The following is a 23151-nucleotide window of genomic DNA, read 5'->3' as shown; positions in this document are numbered from 1 at the left end:
TGTTATTTCCCCTCGTTATTGTTTAAATGTTTTTCCCATTTAAGGTTTGCTCTGTTTAAATTTGCTTTTTTTCTTGCTGTTACCTTAAATTTTTCAAATGATGCTGGCTCCCAAATTTGAAAGGTTTGGCCTTGGCCAACAAATAACATGCTATTTTTTATTTTTGCATGTTTTAATAATTTTGATGAAATTAAAATTCTTCCTTCACTATCAAATTGTAAATTGGTACTCTCAGCTAAAATAGATGTAGCAAAAAAATCTCTTTTTTCTTCAAATGGATTTAAAGATTCTATCGCTGATGAAATTTTTTCAATTCTATCTTGAGAACATGCTTCAATTGATGAATTATTAAATGATGGATAACAAATAACTCCATTGTATCCTAAATTAGACAAATGAGATCTAAAACTAGCAGGCACAGAAACTCTCCCCTTTTTGTCTAATTTGTTCTCGTAAGTTGATAAAAACATATATTTTATAATTATAAAATTCCATAATTGGGAATATATGGGAATATATGGGTTATTTAATATCGTGTCAAATACTGATTATTATTGATTTTTGACAGTTATTTGTAATTTTTTTTTGATATCAAACGTATAATAAAGGTCAAATTAATATGGCAGATTACAAATGATAAAAAAAATAAATAAGAACAAAGCTGACTCAATAATGAATCAAAACAAGAACATTTGATTATGTTGAAAATTATCTTTAGGGACTTTTGCCAGATAAACTATAAGCCGGGTTCTGTCATTTAAACCTATCATTTGTCTAGGCTTAAGATCGCTCTTAAGCTCAAGCAACTAACCCTGATGACTAGCCAAGGATGGCTTTTAGTTTTGCAACAATGTCATCTCTACTTAGTCTTGCTCCCAGTGGGGTTTTCCAGCGTTCATTGTTACCAATAGAACCGGTGTGCTCTTACCACACCTTTTCACCCTTGCCATGTTATGGCGGTTTATTTTCTGTGGCACTATCCCTAGGGTTACCCCCGCCAGGTATTATCTGGCACTGTATCCTTGTGGAGCCCGGACTTTCCTCTTTAATATCTTAAAGCGATAAATCATTTATCTGGCAAGTAAAACATATTACTAAAGCTAAAAATTTCAAGAAAATTTAATTAAATTTTTTTATAAGATTTTGGCTTATTAATAAACATTCTTTATCAATAATACCATTTATTAACTCTTGTCTAAACCGTCTTTGAAAAGCTTCTGTTAAAATTTTAGCGTATCTAGTTTTGGAAATTTTAATATTTCTTGGATACCCTATTTTATATAAATAACTAATAAAATTTTTTTTATCCAATTCTCTTATATTTTTCATTCTTTCTTCTTTAATTTTTTTATGATCCAAATCATGCCATATACCAATTTTTTTTTTTGCTAAATATTTCCAAGGAAATTTTTCTCCAGGATCTACCTTTCTATTTGGAGAAATATCTGAATGTCCTAAAATAAACTTAGATTTTATTTTATATTTTCTTATTAAAAAATTACTCAATCTTACAATTGATTTTATTTGTTTTTTATTAAAATCTTTATAATCATAATCATGACCCATATTACTGACCTCAACACCAATAGAATATTTGTTTATAGATTTAAATTTTTTCCATCTAGAGATTCCAGCATGCCAAGAAATATATGGATCAGGAACCAAGGTTAATATTTCTCCATTCTTTTTTATAAAATAATGACTACTTACTTTTGACTTTCATTTGTTAATTTATTAATTGCATCAATTTCTTTTTTCATTCCTGTATAATGAAAAATTATAAATTTGATATTGTTTGACTTCCTTTTTTTTGGATCAAAATTAGGTGAATATTTTATTTTAGTTTTCATATTTGCGTAGAGGTACAATTTTGACTTTTTATCAACACTTTAATGACATCATTCATAATTAAAAATATTTAACAATTAAGCTTAATATAATATAATAGACTAATGTTTAAAAATTTAATTCTAGTAATAATAACTATTTCTTTAGTGTCCATCAATGCCTATGCGGGTTCGGACGGAGAATTAACTTTTAACAAAGAGCAACCTGAAAAAATAAAAGACTGCTTTGAAAAACTTAACAGAGTTACATTTTCATTTAATCAAAAAATTGACAAATCAATAATTAAACCAGTCGCTAAAAGTTATAGAAATTTACCTGATCCAATCCAGAAAAGTGCTGGTAATGCTGTTACGAACTTATCCAATCTAATAACAATACCTAATAACATTTTGCAAGGAGACATGCGTACGGCAATTATAAATACTGCAAGACTAGCTGTTAACTCAACTCTAGGACTTTTTGGTACCATCGATGTTGCAAACAAATTAGGTTTTCCAAAATATGAGAAAGAAGATTACGGTCAAACTCTAGGTACTTGGGGTTTTGGACCTGGTTGTTATTTTGTCCTTCCAGTCTTAGGTCCATCAACAATTAGAGATACTGCTGGATCTTTTGTAAATGTAGTGGGTGGAGACCCTTGGTATAATGCATCAGCTCATGGAAATAATGAATTTTTAAGTGAAGGATTATACATGGGCTCTAAAGTTGTTAGTGGTATTGATTTTAGAGCAAATAACATTGAGTCATTTGATAACCTTGAAAATAATTCTTTAGATTTTTATGCTTCTATAAGGAGTTTGTATTTGCAAGATAGAGAAAATAAAATTAAAAATAATCAACAAGGAAATTTAGAAATACTTTATAAAGATGAAGATGGTTGGGAAGAATTAGATAATCAATAAACTCTGGATAATCAATGAATATTAAAAAAATTTTTATCTTATTACTATTGTTAAATTTAAATTGTGTTTATGCTCAATCTGTTGAGCCAGATGTATTTGTTCAATCTACAGTAAACAGAGCTTCAGATGTCCTTGCAAAAAACATTTCTAAAGAGGATAAAATTAATGAGTTAAAATTAATAGCTAAAGATACCGTTGATATAAGAGGTATTGGATATTATACACTTGGATCCTTTAGAAAAAATTTAAGTGAAAACCAAAAAAATGAGTATTTAAATTTATTTGAGGACTATTTTTTAAAAAGTTTTTCAAGTAGATTATCTGAGTACACTAATCCAAAAATTGAGGTCCAAGATAAAAAAGTTTTAAGTAAGAACTACACTATAGTTAATAGTTTGCTGGTTGGAACATCTGAAAGACCAGAAGTTAAAATCGATTGGAGAATTTACACAAAAAATCCTGAGAATCCATTAATTAGAGATTTGATTATTGAAGGACTTAGTTTAGTAAGAACTCAAAAAGAGGAGTTTGCGTCTATTCTAAATTCAAATAATGGAGATATAAATTCTTTATTTAAAGTATTGGAAGAATTTATAATTAAATAATTATTTTTTGTTAGCTAATTGCTGTAAAAGAAAAATTTCTTTATCAGTAAGAGAATTTCTATCCTCTTTAATTAAATCAACTAGGCTAAATAATGCCATCAAATTGACTATTCCTGCAATTCCACTCAAAACTATAAATGAAATTAAACTTGGATTTACAATTATTAATATAATAAACAAACTAGACCATCCAATGAAAATACCTCTTATAATTGTCCTCTGACTTATAAGATCTTTAATTTTTATAAATTGAAAAAAAAGCACAATTAACAAAAGCATTACACCAGCTAGCGCTGCTCTTAGGGATACTAAAACATCCATGCCATCTCCATAAAGCTCTTTATGGATTAAATAAGTAACAACTCCTTTATATGAAAAATAAAAAAAAATAATTAAAGCAATTAGAGATGAAACTAAATAAGCATATTTTGGTAGTATTTTTAAATTGATATTCATTTGAAAAATTTTCTTAGCAAAATAAATGATTTTATTACATTGTTAAATATAAATTATTGATAAACCTCTAGTTGTATTTTTAAATTTTTGGTGGGCCCGCCAGGACTCGAACCTGGGACCAATACATTATGAGTGTACTGCTCTAACCAACTGAGCTACAGGCCCAAAATTTACTTTTAACTATACCATTTTTGTTAGGTTATCAATTATAGATAATTATAAAATGGTGGGCCGTGTTGGTTACGCTCCAACTACCCCTGCAATGTCAATGCAGTACTCTACTATTGAGCTAACGGCCCAGTAAGATTAACTTTCTAAGAAACTTTTTAACTGTTTAGATCTGCTAGGATGTTTCAGTTTTCTAAGAGCTTTTGCTTCAATTTGTCTAATTCTTTCTCTAGTTACAGAGAACTGAAGACCAACTTCCTCTAAAGTGTGATCAGTATTCATTCCAACTCCAAATCTCATTCTCAAAACTCTTTCTTCTCTTGGAGTTAATGTGGATAAAATTTTAGTTGTTGCTTCTCCAAGATTAGATTTAATAGCTTGTTCAAGTGGTGCTAACGCTTTTGTATCTTCTATGAAATCTCCTAGACTACTATCCTCTTCATCACCCACTGGTTTTTCAAGGGAGACGGGTTCTTTTGAAATTTTTAAAACTTTTCTAACTTTATCAAGTGGCATTCTAAGTTTTTGTGCTAATTCTTCAGGGGTTGCTTCTCTTCCAAACTCACTTAAGATTAATCTTTGGGTTCTTACAATCTTATTGATTGTTTCAATCATATGAACTGGAATTCTTATAGTTCTAGCCTGATCAGCAATTGATCTTGTAATAGCTTGTCTAATCCACCAAGTGGCATACGTAGAAAACTTATATCCTCTTCTGTACTCAAATTTATCAACAGCTTTCATCAAACCAATATTACCCTCTTGAATTAAATCTAAAAACTGAAGACCTCTATTCGTATATTTTTTAGCAATTGATATTACTAATCTTAAATTAGCTTCAACCATTTCTTTTTTAGCAATTCTTGACTCTTTTTCACCTTTTTGAACTCTACTAACTAATTTTTTAAAATCTGTTACAGATATTCCTAATTTATGACTAATCTCAATTAATCTTTCTCTAATATTTTTAAATTCTTCCTTATTTTTTGCAAAAAATTGCTTCCAAATTGAATTAGTATCTAAAAACTTTTTTAGATTTGGGTTTATTTCATTACCAATATAAAACTTTATAAATTCATTTCTTGGAATATTGTGATCCATTGCTAATCTTAAAAGGTTTCCTTCTAAAGATATAATTTTTTTATTTTCACCATAGTGTTTTTGAACTAACTCTTCTAAAACTGAAGGCGATAATTGAAGTGATTTTATATTTTCTAAAATATCATCAACAATTTTTTGATATCCTTTCTCTTTCGCAGGAGAAAAATTTTGAGAATTTAAAACACAATCTAGTTTTTCTTTTTGGTATTTTATTAATTTTGTATATTCTTTAGTTAGTGTATTAACTGTTTTTAAAACTTTTGGTTTAATTTCAGTCTCCATTGCAGCAAGTGTTGGATTAAAATCGTCATCATCACCATCACTAGAGTTTTCATCTTTGTCAGTTTCGCCTGCATTTTTTTGTTTTGCGCTAGGTCCTGTCGACTCGTCTTCCATATAATTAGTGTCAATATCAATAATTTCTCTTACTAAAATTTCATCTTTCTGTAATTGATCATTCCACTCATAAAACTGTTGAGCAGTCATTGGACTTTGAGATAACGCAATCAACATTACATCTTTCCCAGCTTCAATTCTTTTTGCAATTGCAATTTCACCTTCTCTTGAAAGTAGCTCCACACCTCCCATTTCTCGTAAATACATTCTGATAGGATCATCACTTTTCTCCATCGTCTTACCTTCTTCTTTAGACGATCCTTCTTTTTTTCTTAAAACTTTGAAATCAGATTTTTTTTCAACTAATGCAACACCTTCATCTAAGATATGAATGAATGCCTGTGATAAATTTTCATCAGATAGATTTCTTTTACCTAGTGATTTATTTAATTCTTCGTAAGTTATGAAGCCCCTATGGGTTCCACGACCCATCAATCTAGCAAATGATTTAGTAATTATTCTTTCCACGACAATATAAGTTTGAAAGACTTATATAATATCAAATTAACAAAAATCCATTGCTAATTTATTCAGATTAATTGATTTTTCTCTCGTTTTTAAGCTCTTTTAGCTCATTAAATGTTGTTTCACTCATATCTTTTGAAAACCTCGATTCTAATTCTTGGATTCTGAACTCTAAATCATAATTGAATAGATCTTTTGAAATATCATCTAGCAATTCTATCACTTGATTATCATCATCAGGTTTATTTTTTAAAATATGTTTAATGGGTGCGAACTTATTAATCTTATCCAGTAATTGTTTATCTAAATTTAAATCTTCAATGTTTATTTGTTCACCTGACTTTAATCTTTCAATAATAGAAATAAATATCTGCTTATTTATCTCAGTAAATAACTTAATATTTTCTATTAAATGAATATTGGCTTGAAATAGAGATAAATTATTTAAAATTAAGTATAGTAAAGAAAATTCTTTTAGCTCTACCCCACTCACAGATTGACTTTCATTAAAATATTTTTTGGTAGTCTCTAAGGATTTAGTTTTCTTTACAAAAAACTTTTTCTTATTTTGATTTGAGTGCGGTGTTAATTCTGCTATTTTTTCTAAAAAATATTCAAGAACATACTTTTTAATAAAATCATCTTTAATAGTATTTGCAATAAATCTAAGTTTTTTTTCAAATATTGCCATTGATGAAGGGTTGTTTTCAGTTTGTTTTTTATAATGGCTGAAAATAAACTGATGTATGGAAAGTTTACTTTGTCTGGTAAAATCAACAAAATAGTTTTTACCATGTTTGTTTACATAGCTATCAGGATCTTCTTTATCTGGTAAAAACAAAAAAGATATTTGTTTTTCAGGTCTCAATTCCTTTATAGAATTTTCTGCAGCTCTAACAGCAGCTTTATAGCCACTTTCATCTCCATCAAAACAAATTATGATGTCATCAAAGAACTGATTTAGAGTTAAAATTTGTTTATCTGTTAATGATGTACCTAAATTTGCAACAACATTTTCAATTCCATTTTTACTTAAACCAACAACATCCATATATCCTTCAACTAAATAAATGTGATCTAATTTGTTAGATAATTTTCTAGCTGAATCCAAATTATATAAATTTGAACCTTTTTTAAAAAAATTAGTTTCTGGTGAATTGATGTATTTTGCTAAGTAATCTAAGTTTTCTATTATTCTTCCACCCAAAGCAATAGGTTGACCAGAAATATTATTTATTGGAAAAATTAATCGACCTCTAAACCTTTCAACATATGTTTTCTTTTTTTCATCTAAATAAAATAAGCCACTATCAACTAAAGTTTGTTCACTAAATTCATTTTTTAATTTTTCAAAAAAGTTTGGATTTTTTTCAATATAACCAATTTTAAATTTTTTAACTTCTTCTTTACCTAAAGATCTATTTTTTAAATAATCCCTAGCATTTGAATAGCTTTCATTTTTTAATAGTTCACTGTGATAAAAATCAACGTACTGACTATAAATCGATAGATACTCTTTCCATTTTTTTTCTCTTTCCTCATCTTGTTTTGAAAACATATATGGCTGCATACCTGCTAGTTGAGCTAAGTGTTTAACAGCTTCACCAAATTTAAAATTTTGAGTTTTCATTACAAAGTCAAAGATGTTTCCATGCTCTGAGGTTGCAAAACAATGGTAAAATTCTTTTTCATCATTGACGGTAAAAGAAGGAGTTTTTTCAGTTTTAAAAGGAGAGAGACCAACATATTCTTTGCCTCTTTTTTTTAAAGCTACAGACTTAGATACAACTGTTGAAACTTTGAGCCTTGTTTTAATTTCATCAAGATACTCTTTTGGGTATTTCATTAATTATTTAATAATTCCTTAATTAGAGGACCTGCTTTTGCAAAATCAATTTCATCAGCGTGTGTTTTTTTTAGCTCTCCCATTACCTTGCCCATATCTTTCACTGAACTTGCCCCAAGTTTTAATATAACATCAGCGCATATTTTTTTTGTCTCTTCTTCGCCAAGTTGCTTCGGTAAAAAACCCGCTAAAATATCAAGTTCATTTTGTTCAACTTCTAAAAGATCTGTTCTGTTATTTTTTTTATAAATATCTATCGATTCGGCTCTTTGCTTAACCATTTTTTTTAAAAGTTTCTTGATATCTTCATCATCAGTATCTTTTTTGTTGGGACCTGACCTGTTCACAATATCTAAATCTTTAATCGATGATAAAATTAACCTGTAGGTTGATATTTTATTTTTATCTTTAGCTTTTAAAGCGTTTTTGTATTCCGTCTCGATAGTTTCTTTCAATGTCATAATTTTTTTAATTTACTTGAAAGATAAAATTCTTCAAAAGAAAAATTGTTTTTTTACAATTTTATAATACATCTCTGTTGCGATAATAATACAATTATTGTATTAACCTCTAACTCAAGAGTTGTAATTGATCAAAAAAGCAAAAAAATCAAACTCAAATAATTCACAAATCAGCACAGGTATTTTAGTTCTTGAAAACAAGAAGATCTTTAAAGGAATTGGAATTGGATACCAAGGTAATGCTACTGGGGAAGTTTGCTTTAATACATCGTTAACTGGCTACCAAGAAATTATATCTGATCCATCCTATGCTGGACAAATTATTAACTTTACGTTCCCTCATATAGGAAATGTTGGAACAAATAATGAAGATTACGAATCAGATAAGATTTGGACAAAAGGGGTAATATTTAATTCTGAAATAACGTCTCCATCAAATTATAGGTCTTTTCTTCATTTAGATTCCTGGCTAAAAAAGAATAAAATTGTTGGGATTACTGGATTAGATACCAGAAGTTTAACAAATTTTATAAGAGACAAAGGTGCTCCGAAAGGAACTATTTCTTATTCAAAAACTGGTAAATTTAATATTAGCAAACTAACTAACTCAACCATTAAATGGGGTGGTTTAAAAAACCTTGATCTTGCAGAAAAAGTAACAACATCAAAAAACTATACTTGGAAAGGTCTTAAAACTTGGAAAAAAGAGACTGGTTTCATTAAAAATAAGAAAAATATATTTCATGTGGTTGCGATCGATTATGGAATAAAGAAAAATATTTTAAGATATTTTTCAGACTTTAATTGTAAAGTAACTGTTGTTTCATGCAAAACATCAGCTGATAAAATTCTAGCACTGAAACCAAATGGTATATTTTTATCTAATGGTCCTGGAGATCCATCAGCAACTGGAAAATATGCAATCAAAATAGTTAGGGATTTAATTAATCAAAACTTACCTATTTTTGGTATTTGTTTAGGTCATCAAATACTTGCATTAACATTAGGTGGTAAAACAAAAAAAATGAAGCTTGGACATAGAGGTGCGAACCATCCAGTTAAAAATTTAATCCATGATAACGTAGAAATTACCAGTCAAAACCATGGCTTTGAAGTAATCAAAGAAAATTTACCAAAAAATATTCAAGTTACACATAAATCTCTATTTGATAACAGTATTGAGGGTATCAAATTAAAAAACAAACCAGTATTTTCTGTTCAGTATCACCCTGAGTCAAACCCAGGGCCACAAGACAGTATTTATTTATTTCAAGAATTTATTAACAACATGAAAAAAAATGCCAAAAAGAAAAGATCTTAAAAAAATATTAGTTGTTGGAGCTGGCCCAATTATTATTGGTCAGGCTTGTGAATTTGATTATTCAGGAACACAAGCTTGCAAAGCTTTAAGAGATGAGGGTTATAAAGTTGTCTTAATTAACTCAAATCCTGCAACGATAATGACTGATCCTGATGTTGCAGATAAAACTTATATTGAGCCTATTACTTTAGAGATCTTAGAAAAAATTCTTAAAAAAGAAAAGCCAGATGCAATTCTTCCAACAATGGGTGGCCAAACAGCCCTTAACCTTGCAATGGAAGCCGAGAAAAAAGGAATTCTTAAAAAATACAAAATAGAACTAATTGGCGCAAACTCTAAAGCAATTTCAAATGCAGAGGATAGAAAAAAATTTAGAAAAAACATGATTGATATCGGTTTAGATTTACCTAAATCTGAGATCGTAAATAATATTAATCAAGCATCCAAAGTTTTAAAGAAAATTGGATTACCAGCAATCATAAGGCCTGCTTTTACTCTTGGAGGTCTTGGAGGAGGTATTGCTAAAAATGAAAAAGAATATCAAAAAATTATTAAAAGTGGATTACACGAATCTCCTGTAAGCCAAGTATTAGTTGAAGAGTGCTTAGAAGGTTGGAAAGAATTTGAGATGGAGGTTGTAAGAGATAAAAAAGATAACTGTATCATTATCTGTTCAATAGAAAATATTGATCCAATGGGAATACATACAGGAGACTCCGTGACTGTCGCTCCTGCTCTCACCTTAACTGATAAAGAATACCAAGTAATGAGAAATGCATCGATTGCATGTCTTAGAAAAATTGGAGTTGAAACAGGTGGATCAAATGTTCAATTTGCAATTAATCCAAAAAATGGTCGAATGGTTGTAATTGAAATGAACCCAAGAGTATCTCGTTCATCTGCACTTGCATCAAAAGCAACTGGTTTTCCAATTGCAAAAGTTGCTGCAAAACTTGCTGTTGGCTACACTTTAGATGAATTAAAGAATGAAATTACAAAAGTAACCCCTGCATCATTTGAACCTAGTATTGATTACGTTGTAACTAAGATTCCAAGATTTACATTTGAAAAATTTTCAACTTCTCCTGCGACATTGGGTACTTCCATGAAGTCAGTTGGTGAAGCTATGGCAATTGGTAGAAATTTTAAAGAGTCGCTTCAAAAAGCTTTGGTGTCACTTGAAACAGGTTTTTCAGGATTAGATAGAATATTTGATCTAAATAAAAAACAAATTGAAAAGAAACTTAAAGAAAGTATTCCAAATAAAATTTTACTTGTTGCAGAAGCGATTAGAAAAAAGATTGATTTAAAAAGAATATTTACTTTATCTAAGATTGATCCATGGTTCTTAGAACAAATTAAAGAAATTGTAGACAATGAAACTAAGATTAAGAATAAAGGATTACCTAAAGATTTTAATGAGTTTAACCGAATTAAATCAATTGGTTTTTCTGATAAAAAACTATCAGAGTTAACGAAAACTTCTGAAGATGCTGTTAGACGAAAGAGAACAGCACTTAAAATATTACCTGTATTTAAGAAAGTTGATACTTGTGCAGCTGAATTTAAGTCTTTCACTCCTTATATGTATTCAACGTATCAAAGAAATTTTTCAATTAATTCTGAGTGTGAAGCTGATCCATCAGCTAAGAAAAAAATTATAATATTAGGTGGCGGACCTAATAGAATAGGACAAGGAATAGAGTTTGATTATTGCTGTTGTCAGGCTAGTTTTGCATTGAAAGACGCTGGTTTTGAGACCATCATGATCAACTGTAACCCTGAAACTGTATCAACTGACTACGATACCAGTGACCGGTTATATTTTGAGCCGTTAAAAGAAGAATATGTCTTTAATATAATTAAAAAGGAAAAAGAAAAAGGAAGCCTAATTGGGATTATTGCTCAATTTGGTGGCCAAACTCCAATTAAGCTTGCTAAATTTTTACATGATAACAATCTTCCAATTTTAGGAACACAGTACACATCTATTGATTTAGCAGAAGACAGAGATTTATTTAGAAACCTTATTAACAAGCTAAAATTAAAACAAGCTGAAAGTGGAATTGCTAAAACGTTTAAGCAAGCTATCCAAATAGCTGAGAGAATTGGTTTACCATTAATGGTTAGACCTTCTTATGTATTAGGTGGAAGAGCAATGGAGATTGTTCATGAAAAAAGTCAGCTTAAAAACTTTGTTGAAGAAGCATTTAAAGCTGCTGAAGAAAATCCAATTTTAATTGATAAATTTATTGATCATGCAATGGAAGTTGATGTTGATGCAATATCAGATGGAAAACAAGTTCATGTGGCAGGTATCATGCAACACATTGAAGAAGCTGGAATTCACTCTGGAGACTCAGCTTGTAGCTTGCCTCCAATATCAATTAAACCATATTTGATTAAAGAAATTGAAAATCAAACTAAGAAATTAGCTTTAGCTCTAAAAGTTAAAGGTTTCATGAATATTCAATTTGCAATTAAAAAAGATGAAATTTATGTAATTGAGGTAAATCCTAGAGCTAGTAGAACAGTGCCATTTGTATCAAAAGCAAAAGGTCTTCCTCTAGCTAAAATTGCATCACGTGTAATGGCTGGTGAAAAATTATCTAAGTTTAATTTAAAAGATAAATCTAAAGGAATGTATGCTGTAAAAGAAGCTGTGTTTCCTTTTAACAAATTTCCAAACAGTGATTTACTTTTAGGGCCTGAAATGAAATCAACTGGTGAAGTCATGGGATTTGACAAAGATTTTGGTATGGCATTTGCTAAAAGTCAAATTGGTGCCGCAAACTCATTACCAAAACAAGGATTAGCTTTGTATCCTTAAAAGATTCTCATAAAGATGAAGGAATAGATTTGGCAAAAGAACTTATAAAACTTAATTTCACATTATGTGCAACTAAAGGAACTGCAGAATATTTTAGAAAACATAAAATCAAGATGCAGAATTATTAATAAAGTAAGTAGTGGCTCTCCTCATATAGTAGATGTCTTAGACTCTAAAAAAATTGCTTTAGTAATTAATACGGGGGTGGAAACTCTGAACACAGATTAAATGATGCAATCGCACTTAGAAGAGCAACACTTAAAAAACAAAGTCCCTTATTGTACAAACATGTCTACTGCTCAAGCTTGTTTAGAAGCAATCAAATCACTTAAAACTAAAAAATTAGAAGTTACTTCTCTACAGGATATTTAAATTTGAAAACTGTAAACATTATAAAATGGGTTGCAACGGTAATTCAGTTGTTTGGGTATGGTCTAACTGGGATGGGAATAACGCCATTAAATATTTATTTTTTTATTGTTGGAATTTTTTTATGGTTTGTAACAGGATACCTTTGGAGAGATAAAGCTATCATGGTTGTGCATGTTGGAGCTTTAATTTCAATATTAAGTGGATTATTTTTTTCTAGTAATTGAAATTAATCAACTTTCCAGTCAGTTTTAAAAGTTACATAGTTTATTTGAATACATCTTCTTTCTTTAACAATCGTCTTCTTTTCCATTCCATGCCAAGTATTTGGACCACTGGTAAACATATATCCATAGTTATTTTTGTAAGGAACTGTTTTAACTTTTTCTAATTTTTCATTATAAAAATCTGTACCTAGGTCCTCAGATTCATTAGCATTATTAACGAATATTAATCCTGACATTAACTTTTCTTTAATATCACAATGAGGTTTTAGCCAAAAACCCTCTCGATCACAGATAACTTCAACTCTAACATAAGAGTTTGATAAATCTCTATTGATCATTTTTGAAATAGTTTCATGAACTTCTCTAGATTGAAGTTCGTTAATAAATTTTACCAAATTTGGAAATTGTTTTTCATTTTCTTTAGTTACAAAACATCTAAATTTAATTGCTTCACCACCTGAGGCTATCCCCTCTCTAAATTCAGCTGCACCCCCATCGATTGCTCTCGTTCCATCATAATTAAGATTATGTTTACTAACATCAGGAATATCTGCTTTAATAATTTCTTCTATAGAGCCATCACTCAAAGCATTGTTATACTCCCAATGGTCAAAAGGAAATTCATGTTTTTTAGATTGATTTTGAATTGTATTTAAAAATGACATTAAGAATTAATTTTTTGTTTGATAATATTTGCTACTCTATTTGTTTCATCTAATTTTTGATAGTTCCATTTTTCTATTTCTTCACCTAAATTTCTAATTATATTTAATTCTCTAAATAAATTTCTAAACCTTTGAAATCTTTTGTCATTTTTTCTAGGCAAAATACTTGCTATATAAATTGGTTTACCAGTTAAGGCCGCTTCAGAAATCATTGAACTAGAGTCGCATGTAACGATAATATTTTCAGATATTGCTAAAGCTGATAGATAGGCTTTTTTATCAACATCCATTATAATTGTGTGATTATCTCCAAAGAATTCTCTAGCATAATGAATAGTATTTATTGGTGTTCTCATCGATGGAATTACCACAAGCTGAAAATCATGTTTTTTTAATAATTTGTATAGAGATGTAAAAATATGTTTCATATTTTTTGTTGAGTAATCATAGTACTTTGTTGGACCACCTAATATTAAAGTCCAGATCTTTCTTTCATCCTTTATTATAAATGAATTCAAATAATCTTTATTTTCACTAATCTCGTTTTCAGTAAGATAATGAATAGCGCCCTTTGTGCTAATAACATTTTGACCTTGTATTGCATCATGTTCTGGGGCAACAATAAAATCAAAATGATTTAAATCTACTTTTGGATCTTGAATGTGAATATTAAATACTTTTTTATTAGCTGTATTTTTTAAATGAATAGAAGGAATAACACTTTTACGCCCACATGAGATAATCACATCAAAATCATCATGATCAATTTTTTTAAATACATTTTGTGAAACTGGACTAAGATTTGGTGGAATGAATTTCCATAAATGGTTTAGTTCAACCTTGTGGTGTGTAAAATCTATATCTAAGGCTTTAGCCAAACCTTCCACTTGGCTAATCATGCCATGCATACCTTCGGTCAATAATATCCCTTTTAATTTTGCCATTTATCCTTATATAACTTTTGTATGAGTGATAATCCAACAAAACACACAAAAGTGTTAATAATTGGATCCGGTCCAGCCGGATACACTGCAGCTGTTTATGCAGCTCGAGCAATGTTAAATCCTGTTTTAGTTTATGGGTCTGCACCTGGTGGACAATTAACTACAACTACTGATGTTGAAAATTATCCAGGCTTTTCAGATGTAATTCAGGGTCCATGGTTAATGGATCAAATGAGAGATCAGGCAAAAGCTGTTGGAACAGAAATGATTGAGGATCACATCTCATCAGTAAATTTAAAATCTACACCCTTTGAAGCTATAGGTGATAGTGGCCAAAAATATACTGCAGATAGTATAATTATTTCAACTGGTGCTCAAGCAAGATGGTTGAATTTAGAATCTGAGCAAAAATTTAGAGGTTTTGGTGTTTCTGCTTGTGCAACATGTGATGGTTTTTTCTTTAAAGAGAAAAGTTGTGGCAGTTGTGGGTGGTGGTAATGCTGCAGTTGAAGAGGCAATGTTTCTTACAAAATTTGCATCAAAGGTAAAACTTATCCATAGAAGAGATGAATTAAGAGCTGAAAAGATGCTTCAAAAGAAATTAATGGAAAATAAAAAAATTGAAATTATTTGGGATAGTGCTGTAGATGAAGTAATTGGGGACGGTGAACCTAAAAATGTTACAGGTATCAAAGTTAAAAATCTAAAGACTAATAATGTAGAAGAAATGAAAATTGATGGTTTATTTATTGCAATTGGTCATGATCCAGCAACAGCATTATTTAAAGAACAATTAGATATGGATAAAGAAGGTTATTTATTAACTAAACCAGATTCTACTGAAACTAATATCCCTGGAGTTTATGCTGCAGGTGATGTTAAAGACAAAACTTTTAGACAAGCCGTTACAGCTGCAGGAATGGGTTGTATGGCAGCATTAGAAGCTGAAAAACATTTATCACATTAATCATTGAAAAATAATCTACATGTTTTCTTGGGAGCAACTGTAGCTGATGCTGCGGCTAGACCATTACACTGGGTTTATAATCAAAAAAAACTAACAACTTATATCAAAGGAAAGAAAGATTTCACTTTCTTAAAAAAAAATAAAAGCCCTTTTTATAATATTAAAACTGGAAAAGTTTCAGGCTACAATGATGTTGGGCAAGTCATGTTCAAAACATTAGTTGAAGGACATGAAAATATAGAAGAAAGGTTTAAAAAAAATATTACTAAAAACTTTGGTCCAGGGAGTAAGTATTGGGAGAACCTTAATCTAAGAGCCAAATATAGAAAAGTCAAAGATTGGCGAGGTATAATTAAAGGACCTTGGATACATCAAAATATCATTGAAACAGTTAAAAATATTAAAGCTAAAAAGAAATTAACAGGTGGCGCTAAAGTAAATGAGTCTGATGGATATTGTGCTGCCCTACCCTATTTTTTATATGGTTATGATTTTAATAGCTTAAAAAAAATTATCTCCACAGTTACAGTTTCAAAAATAAGCCTCAAGTATGCTTTAGCTAAGTTTCATCTAATAGATTTAGCTCTAAAAGGTGCCAAAGATCCCATAAATGAATTCACTAAAAAATTTAAAAAAAATTCATATTTTAAAATTGTTGTTGAAGGCATTAAAAAAGTAAAAAGATTAAAATCAAAACCTCACCCAATAGTGGTTAAAAAATTAGGAATGGCATGTAGTTATCCTGGAACATTTAATAGTTCAATTCACTCAATTATTAATTCAACAAATTATAAAGGAGCTATTTTGAGAACTATTAAAGCTGGTGGCTGTAACTGTTCTAGAGTTAATTTTATTGGTGCTTATTTTGCTGCTTTAAAAGGTATTAATTCAATTCCAAAATCTTGGATAAAACAAACGGATCCAGCTAAAAAAATTTTAAATCGAAATAATATTACTTAGTTAATTGAACTATTTTTGAAATTTCTTTTTTTCTACCTAAGCTCCATTTTTTTAAAGCAGATATTATTGGTATTGCTGAGTTTCCAAATTCACTTAATTTATATTCTACGTTTTGAGATTTATTAATAATTTTTACAACCAAACCATCTTTTCTCATTTCATCAAGTTTTCTTACCAAAACCTGGGAGCTGATATTAGTTACTGTTTTTTTAAGCTCATTAAATCTTATTTTTTTATTTTCATAGATTCTTCCAATAATAAGTATCTTCCACTTTCCCCCAATCAATTCCATAGCATTTGAATAAGGACAGGATTGTTTTTGATTAAATTTTTCCATTTTTTTGTTATTGTTAATCTTTACAAGTTACTCCGAATAAAGTTTCAAATTTAATTCCAGATTCTTGTGCCATTTTTTTAGCCTCTGGATTATCCATGTATTCACGCATAGCATTTGTGTGGGGTATATCAAAAATAGCATGAACTTTTGTTGGTTTATCTTCCTCATGTCCGATAAAGATTTTTTTTATACCAGCGTTTTCTCTGTTTGAGTTATCACCTAAGATATATACTTTATTAAATGTATCCCAATTTTCTACTTCCATATTTAATATAAGTTTCATATTTCTCCTTTTTTAATCAAATATATATTTTTTTTATCACTTTAGTAAGGTAATAACAAAAAATGACCAGTCATGATTTAAGTAACTTTGAAGTGACTAGTAAGCTTAAAATTAGTTGATAAAAGATTATTTATGTCCATATGTATCAAAATAAAAATTTAATTAAAAAGGAACAACAAAATGACAAATAAAGTATTATTAACTGGAATAAGTGGATGGATAGCAAAACATACTGCAATAGAATTATTAAATTCAGGCTATGAAGTTTTAGGAACTGTTAGAAATGATAGTTTAATTGAACAAACTAAAGAAACGATAAGTAAACACGCTCCAATCGATAATTTATCATTTGTTGAATTAGATCTTTTAAAAGATGATGGATGGAATGAAGCAGCTCAAGGGTGCAAATATGTAATGCACATCGCTTCCCCTTTCCCTTACAAAGTTTCAAATAATAGAGATAGTTTATTAGCACCTGCTGTTGATGGAACTTTGAGAGTTTTAAATGCTGGTATTAATGCAAATGTAGAACAGATAATTAAAACTTCTTCGATTGTTGCAATGTTTAGAAAACCAAACAGAAGCAACCCTTACACGTTTGGAGAAAATGATTGGACAGATGAAAATTGGACTAAGGGAGTAACTGACTACTTTTTATCAAAAACAAAAGCTGAAAGACTTGCTTGGGAATTAATGGAAAGCAAAGGATTAAAAAATAAACTTACTACTATTTGTCCTGGTGGAGTATTTGGTGATGCACTCGATAAAAAAGGAGGAACTTCAATTGAATATGTTAGACAGTTTCTTAAAGGCAAATTTCCAGCAGCACCTAAATGGGGAGTTTTAATTTCTGATGTCAAAGATGTAGCAAAAGCTCACGTTGCTTGTATTGGTAATAATAATGTCGGTGGAAGAAGATTAATTGTTGGTAAAGAAGTAAAAACACTTATTGAACTCTCTCAAATAATGGCTGAAGCAATGCCTGAATATGCAAAAAAACTTCCAAAAAAACATCTTCCAAATTTTATGGTTAAATTATTTAGCTACTTGGACTCAAGTGCAAAAACAATGATTCCAGACCTTGAGATCACAATGCAAACTGACACAAGTTATGCTGAAGAATTATTGGGATTAAAATTTAATCCTGCAAAAGGATGTATATCTGAAACTGCTAAATCTGTTGTGAGATTAGGGTTAGTTTAAAACTAATTCAGCTATTTCATTCGACTCAAAAATTTTTGTCGAAGTCTTTCATTTGCAGTACTAGATCATTGCTTTAGCAACAGTTGCTGAATGAATAGGTTTCATTTTCTTTAAAGGCCCTAAAAATAAAGGAGATAATAATTTAAATACAAAAATTCCTATTTTCTCGCCTACTCTCTTTTCTTTTCTATCACCCAATAAGAAAGAAGGTCTCATAATTCCAAGCTTTGGAAAATTAAGTCTTTTTAATTCCTCTTCGACTTCTCCTTTAAACTTTAAATAATCTCCTGAGCTTTTTGGATCTGCATAACCAGATGAGACAAAAACAAATGAATTTACTGAGTTTGATTTTGCAATTTGAGCAATTTCTTTTGGAACATCAAGTTCTACTCTTCGATATTCATTTTTATCAGGTGAATTTTGCTTTGTTGTACCAATACAAAAGAAGCAATCATCTCCTTTGATATCTTCTTTGTGATTTTCTAAATTATTAAAATCAGTTTTAATAATTTCAACTTTTGGATCATTAATTTCAGGCTCTGACGAACAAATAATCTTTATTTTATGTAATAATCATATTTTAATTAATTGATTAAGAAGATGTCCACCAATCAAACCGGATGAACCAAAAACTAAGGCTGTTTTCATTAACTTAAACTTTTACAAAAAGTAGATATTTTTTCTAAAGCTTTTTTAAGGTTTTCCATTGAAGTTGCATAAGAAATTCTAAAAAAACCTTCTAAGCCAAACGCAGAACCTTGAACAACTGCTATACCACTGTTCTCTAATAAAGATTGAACAAAATCAGTATCTGTTTTTAATTCATTTCCATTTGAATCTTTTTTACCCATTAAACCTTTGCAGCTTGGAAAAACATAAAATGCACCATCTGGATTTAAACATTCAATTCCATCAATTTCATTTAATGCTTTAACAACAAAGTCTCTTCTTTCTTGAAAAGAAGTTGCTCTTTCTTTTATAAAATCTTGTGTTCCACTCAATGCTTCAACTGCAGCTGCTTGGCTAATTGAAGATGGGTTAGTTGTTGATTGTGATTGAATTTTTGCAATTGCTTTAATGATATCTTTTGGACCAGCTGCATATCCTATTCTCCAACCAGTCATTGAATAAGCTTTACTTACACCATTCATAGTAAGCACTCTATCTTTTAAACTATCAATTTGAGCGATGGTGAAAAATTTAAAACCTTCATAAGTTACGTGCTCATAAATATCATCACTTAAAATATAAACATGTGGATGTTTTTCTAAAATTTTTGCAATCTCTCTAATATCTTCTTCTGTATAACAAGCACCAGTTGGATTTGAAGGTGAGTTTAATATAATCCATTTAGTTTTTGGAGTTATAGATTTTTCTAATTCAGCTGGATTAATTTTAAATCCTTGTTTTTCATTACACTCTAAAATAATTGGAGTTCCACCTGCTAACAAAACCATATCAGGATAAGAAACCCAATAAGGAGCTGGAACAATAACCTCATCTCCTTCATTAAGAGTTGCCATCATTGCATTATAGATTACATGCTTTCCTCCTGCTCCAACTGTAACTTGATCAGTTGTGTAATCTAAATTATTTTCTTTTTTAAATTTTTCTACGATTGCTTGTTTTAAAGCTGGTGTTCCATCAACTGCTGTATATTTAGTGTCTCCATCATTAATGGCTTTAATTGCAGCTTGTTTGATATTATCTGGTGTATCAAAATCAGGCTCTCCTGCACCAAGACCTATTACATCTTTACCAGCAGCCTTTAATTCTCTTGCTTTTTGAGTTACAGCAATCGTTGGTGATGGTTTAATTTTTTTTAAACTGTCTGATATTATGCTCATTGAAATATAATTTTAATCTAATAGTTTTATAAATAATGCAGAACACTTATCAAGATCTAATTACAGCTGTGCAGAATAAAAATCCTGCAATAAGCCCTAAACTAGAGGGTGGAAAAAAGTTTCAGATGAAAACTGATTTTAAGCCTGCAGGTGATCAACCTGAGGCTATAAAACAATTGGTAAATGGTGCTAATAAAGATCAACTTAGCCAAGTTTTACTTGGTGTAACTGGATCTGGAAAAACTTTTACAATGGCTAAAGTTATTGAAAAAACAAATAGACCAGCCTTAATTCTTGCACCCAACAAAACATTAGCAGCTCAACTTTATGGAGAAATGAAATCTTTCTTTCCTGATAATGCTGTTGAATATTTTGTATCCTACTATGACTATTATACTCCTGAAGCATACGTTCCACGATCAGACACTTATATTGAAAAAGAAGCATCAATTAATGAACAAATAGATCGAATGCGTCACTCAGCAACAAGATCACTTCTTAGAACGAGATGATGTTATTATTGTATCAAGTGTTTCTTGTATCTATGGATTAGGTTCTGTTGAAGCTTACAGTAAGATGACTTTAAGCTTAAAGACTAATTATGATTATAACAGAGAAGAATTAATAAAATCTTTAGTTGCACTTCAGTACAAAAGAAATGATCAAAATTTTTATCGAGGAACTTTTAGAGCTAGAGGTGAATATCTTGAAATTTTTCCATCTCACTTAGAAGACCGTGCTTGGAGATTAAGTTTATTTGGAGATAAATTAGAAAAAATAGAAGAGTTTGATCCATTAACAGGAGATTTAGTTAATGAACTTGATGTAATTAAAGTTTATGCAAATAGTCACTACATCACTCCAAAGCCAACAATTGAGCAAGCAATAATTAAAATTAAAAGAGAGTTAGAAGCAACATTAAAAAAATTTAAAGAACAAAATAAATTACTTGAAGCACAAAGATTAGAAGAAAGAACTAAATTTGATTTAGAAATGATTGAAGCAACTGGATCTTGTGCTGGTATTGAAAACTACTCTAGATTTTTATCAGGCAGAAAACCAGGAGAACCACCTCCTACCTTATTTGAATATTTTCCAGATAATACTTTAATTTTTGTTGATGAATGTCATGTAACAGTTCCTCAATTAAATGGAATGTACAAAGGTGATAGATCTAGAAAAAGTAATCTTGCAGAATATGGTTTTAGATTGCCTTCTTGTATGGATAACCGACCTCTTAAATTTGAAGAATGGGATGCAATGAGAACTCAAACAGTTTTTGTATCAGCAACACCTGGGCCTTGGGAATTAAAACAAACAAAAAATAAATTTGTAGAACAAATCATTAGACCTACAGGATTAATTGATCCACCAGTTGAAATTAGACCTGCTAAAAACCAAGTAGATGATTTAATGCATGAATGTGTAAAAGTAATTAACAATAACTTTAGAGTATTAGTTACTACTTTAACAAAAAAAATGGCTGAAGATCTAACTGAATATCTTCATGAAAATGGTATCAAAGTTAGATATATGCACTCTGATATTGATACTTTAGAACGAATTGAAATCATGAGAGATCTAAGACTTGGAGTGTTTGATGTTTTAGTTGGAATTAACTTCTTAGAGAAGGACTTGATATTCCAGAATGTGCTTTGGTTGGAATTTTAGATGCAGATAAAGAAGGTTTTTTAAGATCTGAAACTTCTTTAGTTCAAACTATTGGAAGAGCTGCAAGAAATCTTGAAGGTAAAGTTATTCTTTATGCTGATAAAGAAACAAAAAGTATCAAAAATGCAATTAAAGAAACAGATAGAAGAAGAACTATTCAAGTAGCTTATAATAAAAAACATAACATCAGCTGCAACAAGTATAAAAAAGAAATTGGGGATGTTCTTGAGAGTGTTTATGAAAAAGATTATGTAAAAGTTGGAACAGATGAGAATATTGGTGGCAATCTTAAAAAACATCTAAAAGCCTTAATAAAAGAATGAAAGAATCTGCAACTAACCTTGAATTTGAAGAAGCTGCTAAAATTAGAGATGAAATTAGAAAACTTGAAGCATCTGAACTAGAAATTACTTTAAATCCTAAGGTAAAAAAATATAGTTCAAAAATAAAATGTATCCAAAAGGTAGATCAACAATGGGTCTTCCAGGTACAAGAGCACAAAAAGGTAAGAAAAAATGGAAGCAAACAAAATAATTATTACTGGTGGAGCAACCAGAATTGGTGCTGCTATTGCAAGAAAATTATCTGGTCCAAAAAAAGAAATATTAATCCATTATAATAAATCAAAATCAAAAGCTGAAAGCTTAAAAAAAGAATTAGAGAAAAATGGTACTAAAATTTATTTGGTTAAAGGAGATCTTAAGTAAAGAAACGGATGTAAATAAAATAGTTAAATTTGCAAAATCAAAATTAAAATATTTTGATTGCTTAATTAACAATGCTCTCTTATTTGAAAATGATAAATTAGAAAATTTTACACTGATAGTTGGGGAAACATTTAAGAACAAATTTAAGAACACCTGCTTATTATCTAAAGAATTTGCTAAAAATATTAAAGGTAAAAATAACAATATTATAAATATTATTGATCAAAGAGTATTTAAACTTAACTCCTTATTTCTTTTCTTATACAATAAGTAAAACTGGTCTTTATACTTTAACCAAAACAAGTGCTATGAGCTTTGCTCCAAATATAAGAGTTAATGGAATTGCTCCAGGTCCAACAATTAAAAATAAAAGACAAACTGATAAACACTTTAAAAAACAATATTTAGCAACACCTTTAAAAAAACAAGTAGATGTAAATGAAATTTGTAATGCTGTTGACTTTTTTATTAAAAACAGCTCTATTACAGGACAAGTTTTAGCATTGATAGTGGTCAAAATTTAAATTGGCAAACACCAGATGTAATAGGAAAAGAATGAAAAAAAATAATTT

At 29.5% G+C, this 23151-nt stretch carries 23 protein-coding genes, 2 tRNA genes, 1 other RNA gene and 2 pseudogenes; 12 read left to right on the top strand and 16 right to left on the bottom strand.

Annotated features, from left to right (window positions below; translation table 11 throughout):
* Nucleotides 1-2: 2 nt before the first annotated feature.
* The 4 genes from mraZ to Q0X98_RS02575 form a co-directional block, all read right to left on the bottom strand.
* Nucleotides 3-470, bottom strand: a complete 468-nt coding sequence (mraZ, locus tag Q0X98_RS02590) for a division/cell wall cluster transcriptional repressor MraZ (RefSeq protein WP_297681170.1) — start codon at nt 468-470, stop codon at nt 3-5.
* A 253-nt stretch (nt 471-723) separates the two neighbouring features.
* Nucleotides 724-1078: RNase P RNA component class A (rnpB, locus tag Q0X98_RS02585), an RNA gene on the bottom strand.
* Nucleotides 1079-1119: 41 nt separating this feature from the next.
* Nucleotides 1120-1665 carry an N-acetylmuramoyl-L-alanine amidase gene (locus Q0X98_RS02580; RefSeq protein WP_297681168.1) on the bottom strand — a complete coding sequence of 182 codons (546 nt, stop codon included), beginning with the start codon at nt 1663-1665 and terminating at the stop codon, nt 1120-1122.
* Between the two features lie 41 nt (nt 1666-1706).
* A complete protein-coding gene (locus Q0X98_RS02575) occupies nt 1707-1850 on the bottom strand; it encodes a hypothetical protein (protein WP_297681166.1) in 144 nt (47 codons plus the stop codon).
* Nucleotides 1851-1952: 102 nt separating this feature from the next.
* On the opposite strand from Q0X98_RS02575, the gene Q0X98_RS02570 reads away from it, so the two are divergent.
* The gene (locus tag Q0X98_RS02570; RefSeq protein ID WP_297681164.1) at nt 1953-2750 is read left to right on the top strand and encodes a VacJ family lipoprotein; all 798 of its coding nucleotides are present in this window, start codon (nt 1953-1955) and stop codon (nt 2748-2750) included.
* 14 nt (nt 2751-2764) lie between these two features.
* Nucleotides 2765-3355: an ABC transporter substrate-binding protein gene (locus Q0X98_RS02565; RefSeq protein ID WP_297681162.1), complete on the top strand. Its 591-nt coding sequence runs from the start codon at nt 2765-2767 to the stop codon at nt 3353-3355.
* Here Q0X98_RS02565 and Q0X98_RS02560 read toward each other — a convergent pair whose 3' ends face one another.
* The 6 genes from Q0X98_RS02560 to Q0X98_RS02535 form a co-directional block, all read right to left on the bottom strand.
* Nucleotides 3356-3811 (bottom strand): hypothetical protein, encoded by a 456-nt coding sequence (locus Q0X98_RS02560; RefSeq protein WP_297681160.1) that lies wholly within the window; start codon nt 3809-3811, stop codon nt 3356-3358.
* An 88-nt stretch (nt 3812-3899) separates the two neighbouring features.
* A tRNA-Ile gene (locus Q0X98_RS02555) sits at nt 3900-3976 on the bottom strand.
* Between the two features lie 59 nt (nt 3977-4035).
* A tRNA-Val gene (locus Q0X98_RS02550) sits at nt 4036-4110 on the bottom strand.
* 7 nt (nt 4111-4117) lie between these two features.
* Entirely contained in the window at nt 4118-5944 is a 1827-nt protein-coding gene (rpoD, locus tag Q0X98_RS02545; RefSeq protein ID WP_297681158.1) for an RNA polymerase sigma factor RpoD, read from the bottom strand.
* A gap of 67 nt (nt 5945-6011) precedes the next feature.
* Complete coding sequence (dnaG, locus tag Q0X98_RS02540) at nt 6012-7787, bottom strand: DNA primase (protein ID WP_297681156.1); 1776 nt, start codon at nt 7785-7787, stop codon at nt 6012-6014.
* Entirely contained in the window at nt 7787-8248 is a 462-nt protein-coding gene (locus Q0X98_RS02535; RefSeq protein WP_297681154.1) for a GatB/YqeY domain-containing protein, read from the bottom strand. Before Q0X98_RS02535 ends, dnaG begins: the two co-directional genes overlap by 1 nt.
* Before the next feature lie 127 nt (nt 8249-8375).
* On the opposite strand from Q0X98_RS02535, the gene carA reads away from it, so the two are divergent.
* The 4 genes from carA (at nt 8376) to Q0X98_RS02515 (ending at nt 12995) form a co-directional block, all read left to right on the top strand.
* A complete protein-coding gene (gene carA / locus Q0X98_RS02530) occupies nt 8376-9569 on the top strand; it encodes a glutamine-hydrolyzing carbamoyl-phosphate synthase small subunit (RefSeq protein ID WP_297681152.1) in 1194 nt (397 codons plus the stop codon).
* Entirely contained in the window at nt 9547-12399 is a 2853-nt protein-coding gene (carB, locus tag Q0X98_RS02525; RefSeq protein WP_297681150.1) for a carbamoyl-phosphate synthase large subunit, read from the top strand. Before carA ends, carB begins: the two co-directional genes overlap by 23 nt.
* A 228-nt stretch (nt 12400-12627) precedes the next feature.
* Entirely contained in the window at nt 12628-12771 is a 144-nt protein-coding gene (locus tag Q0X98_RS02520) for a hypothetical protein (RefSeq protein WP_297681149.1), read from the top strand.
* 2 nt (nt 12772-12773) lie between these two features.
* A complete protein-coding gene (locus Q0X98_RS02515) occupies nt 12774-12995 on the top strand; it encodes a DUF6552 family protein (RefSeq protein ID WP_297681147.1) in 222 nt (73 codons plus the stop codon).
* 2 nt (nt 12996-12997) lie between these two features.
* Here the strand turns inward: Q0X98_RS02515 and Q0X98_RS02510 are convergent, their stop codons facing one another.
* Nucleotides 12998-13660 carry a hypothetical protein gene (locus tag Q0X98_RS02510; protein ID WP_297681145.1) on the bottom strand — a complete coding sequence of 221 codons (663 nt, stop codon included), beginning with the start codon at nt 13658-13660 and terminating at the stop codon, nt 12998-13000.
* Nucleotides 13660-14604 (bottom strand): mitochondrial fission ELM1 family protein, encoded by a 945-nt coding sequence (locus Q0X98_RS02505; RefSeq protein WP_297681142.1) that lies wholly within the window; start codon nt 14602-14604, stop codon nt 13660-13662. The genes Q0X98_RS02510 and Q0X98_RS02505 overlap by 1 nt, the downstream gene beginning before the upstream one ends.
* 21 nt (nt 14605-14625) lie before the next feature.
* Here Q0X98_RS02505 and trxB point away from each other — a divergent pair.
* Together trxB and Q0X98_RS02495 are read left to right on the top strand one after the other, a co-directional pair.
* A pseudogene (trxB, locus tag Q0X98_RS02500) lies at nt 14626-15571 on the top strand (thioredoxin-disulfide reductase).
* Between the two features lie 3 nt (nt 15572-15574).
* Nucleotides 15575-16531, top strand: a complete 957-nt coding sequence (locus tag Q0X98_RS02495; protein WP_297681140.1) for an ADP-ribosylglycohydrolase family protein — start codon at nt 15575-15577, stop codon at nt 16529-16531.
* Here Q0X98_RS02495 and Q0X98_RS02490 read toward each other — a convergent pair.
* Together Q0X98_RS02490 and Q0X98_RS02485 are read right to left on the bottom strand one after the other, a co-directional pair.
* Nucleotides 16524-16868: a helix-turn-helix domain-containing protein gene (locus Q0X98_RS02490; RefSeq protein ID WP_297681138.1), complete on the bottom strand. Its 345-nt coding sequence runs from the start codon at nt 16866-16868 to the stop codon at nt 16524-16526. The genes Q0X98_RS02495 and Q0X98_RS02490 overlap by 8 nt on opposite strands.
* A gap of 13 nt (nt 16869-16881) precedes the next feature.
* Nucleotides 16882-17151, bottom strand: a complete 270-nt coding sequence (locus tag Q0X98_RS02485) for a hypothetical protein (RefSeq protein ID WP_271512342.1) — start codon at nt 17149-17151, stop codon at nt 16882-16884.
* A gap of 180 nt (nt 17152-17331) precedes the next feature.
* On the opposite strand from Q0X98_RS02485, the gene Q0X98_RS02480 reads away from it, so the two are divergent.
* Complete coding sequence (locus tag Q0X98_RS02480) at nt 17332-18354, top strand: NAD-dependent epimerase/dehydratase family protein (protein WP_297681133.1); 1023 nt, start codon at nt 17332-17334, stop codon at nt 18352-18354.
* 60 nt (nt 18355-18414) lie between these two features.
* Here Q0X98_RS02480 and Q0X98_RS02475 read toward each other — a convergent pair whose 3' ends face one another.
* The gene (locus tag Q0X98_RS02475; protein ID WP_297681131.1) at nt 18415-18570 is read right to left on the bottom strand and encodes a hypothetical protein; all 156 of its coding nucleotides are present in this window, start codon (nt 18568-18570) and stop codon (nt 18415-18417) included.
* A 431-nt stretch (nt 18571-19001) separates the two neighbouring features.
* Nucleotides 19002-20201, bottom strand: coding sequence for a pyridoxal phosphate-dependent aminotransferase (locus Q0X98_RS02470; RefSeq protein WP_297681129.1), 1200 nt, complete (start codon nt 20199-20201; stop codon nt 19002-19004).
* 35 nt (nt 20202-20236) lie between these two features.
* On the opposite strand from Q0X98_RS02470, the pseudogene uvrB reads away from it, so the two are divergent.
* The 3 genes and pseudogenes from uvrB to Q0X98_RS02445 all read left to right on the top strand — a co-directional run bounded on the left by uvrB (nt 20237) and on the right by Q0X98_RS02445 (nt 23103).
* Nucleotides 20237-22406 (top strand): annotated as a pseudogene (gene uvrB, locus Q0X98_RS07470) (excinuclease ABC subunit UvrB).
* On the top strand, nt 22388-22579 hold the full coding sequence (locus tag Q0X98_RS02450) for an SDR family NAD(P)-dependent oxidoreductase (protein WP_297681121.1): 192 nt from the start codon (nt 22388-22390) through the stop codon (nt 22577-22579). The pseudogene uvrB and the gene Q0X98_RS02450 overlap by 19 nt, the downstream one beginning before the upstream one ends.
* A gap of 218 nt (nt 22580-22797) precedes the next feature.
* The gene (locus tag Q0X98_RS02445; RefSeq protein ID WP_297681119.1) at nt 22798-23103 is read left to right on the top strand and encodes an SDR family oxidoreductase; all 306 of its coding nucleotides are present in this window, start codon (nt 22798-22800) and stop codon (nt 23101-23103) included.
* Nucleotides 23104-23151 lie beyond the last annotated feature (48 nt).

Source organism: uncultured Candidatus Pelagibacter sp. (assembly GCF_943788075.1).
GTDB lineage: Bacteria > Pseudomonadota > Alphaproteobacteria > Pelagibacterales > Pelagibacteraceae > Pelagibacter.
This window is presented reverse-complemented; position numbering and strand designations above follow the sequence as displayed.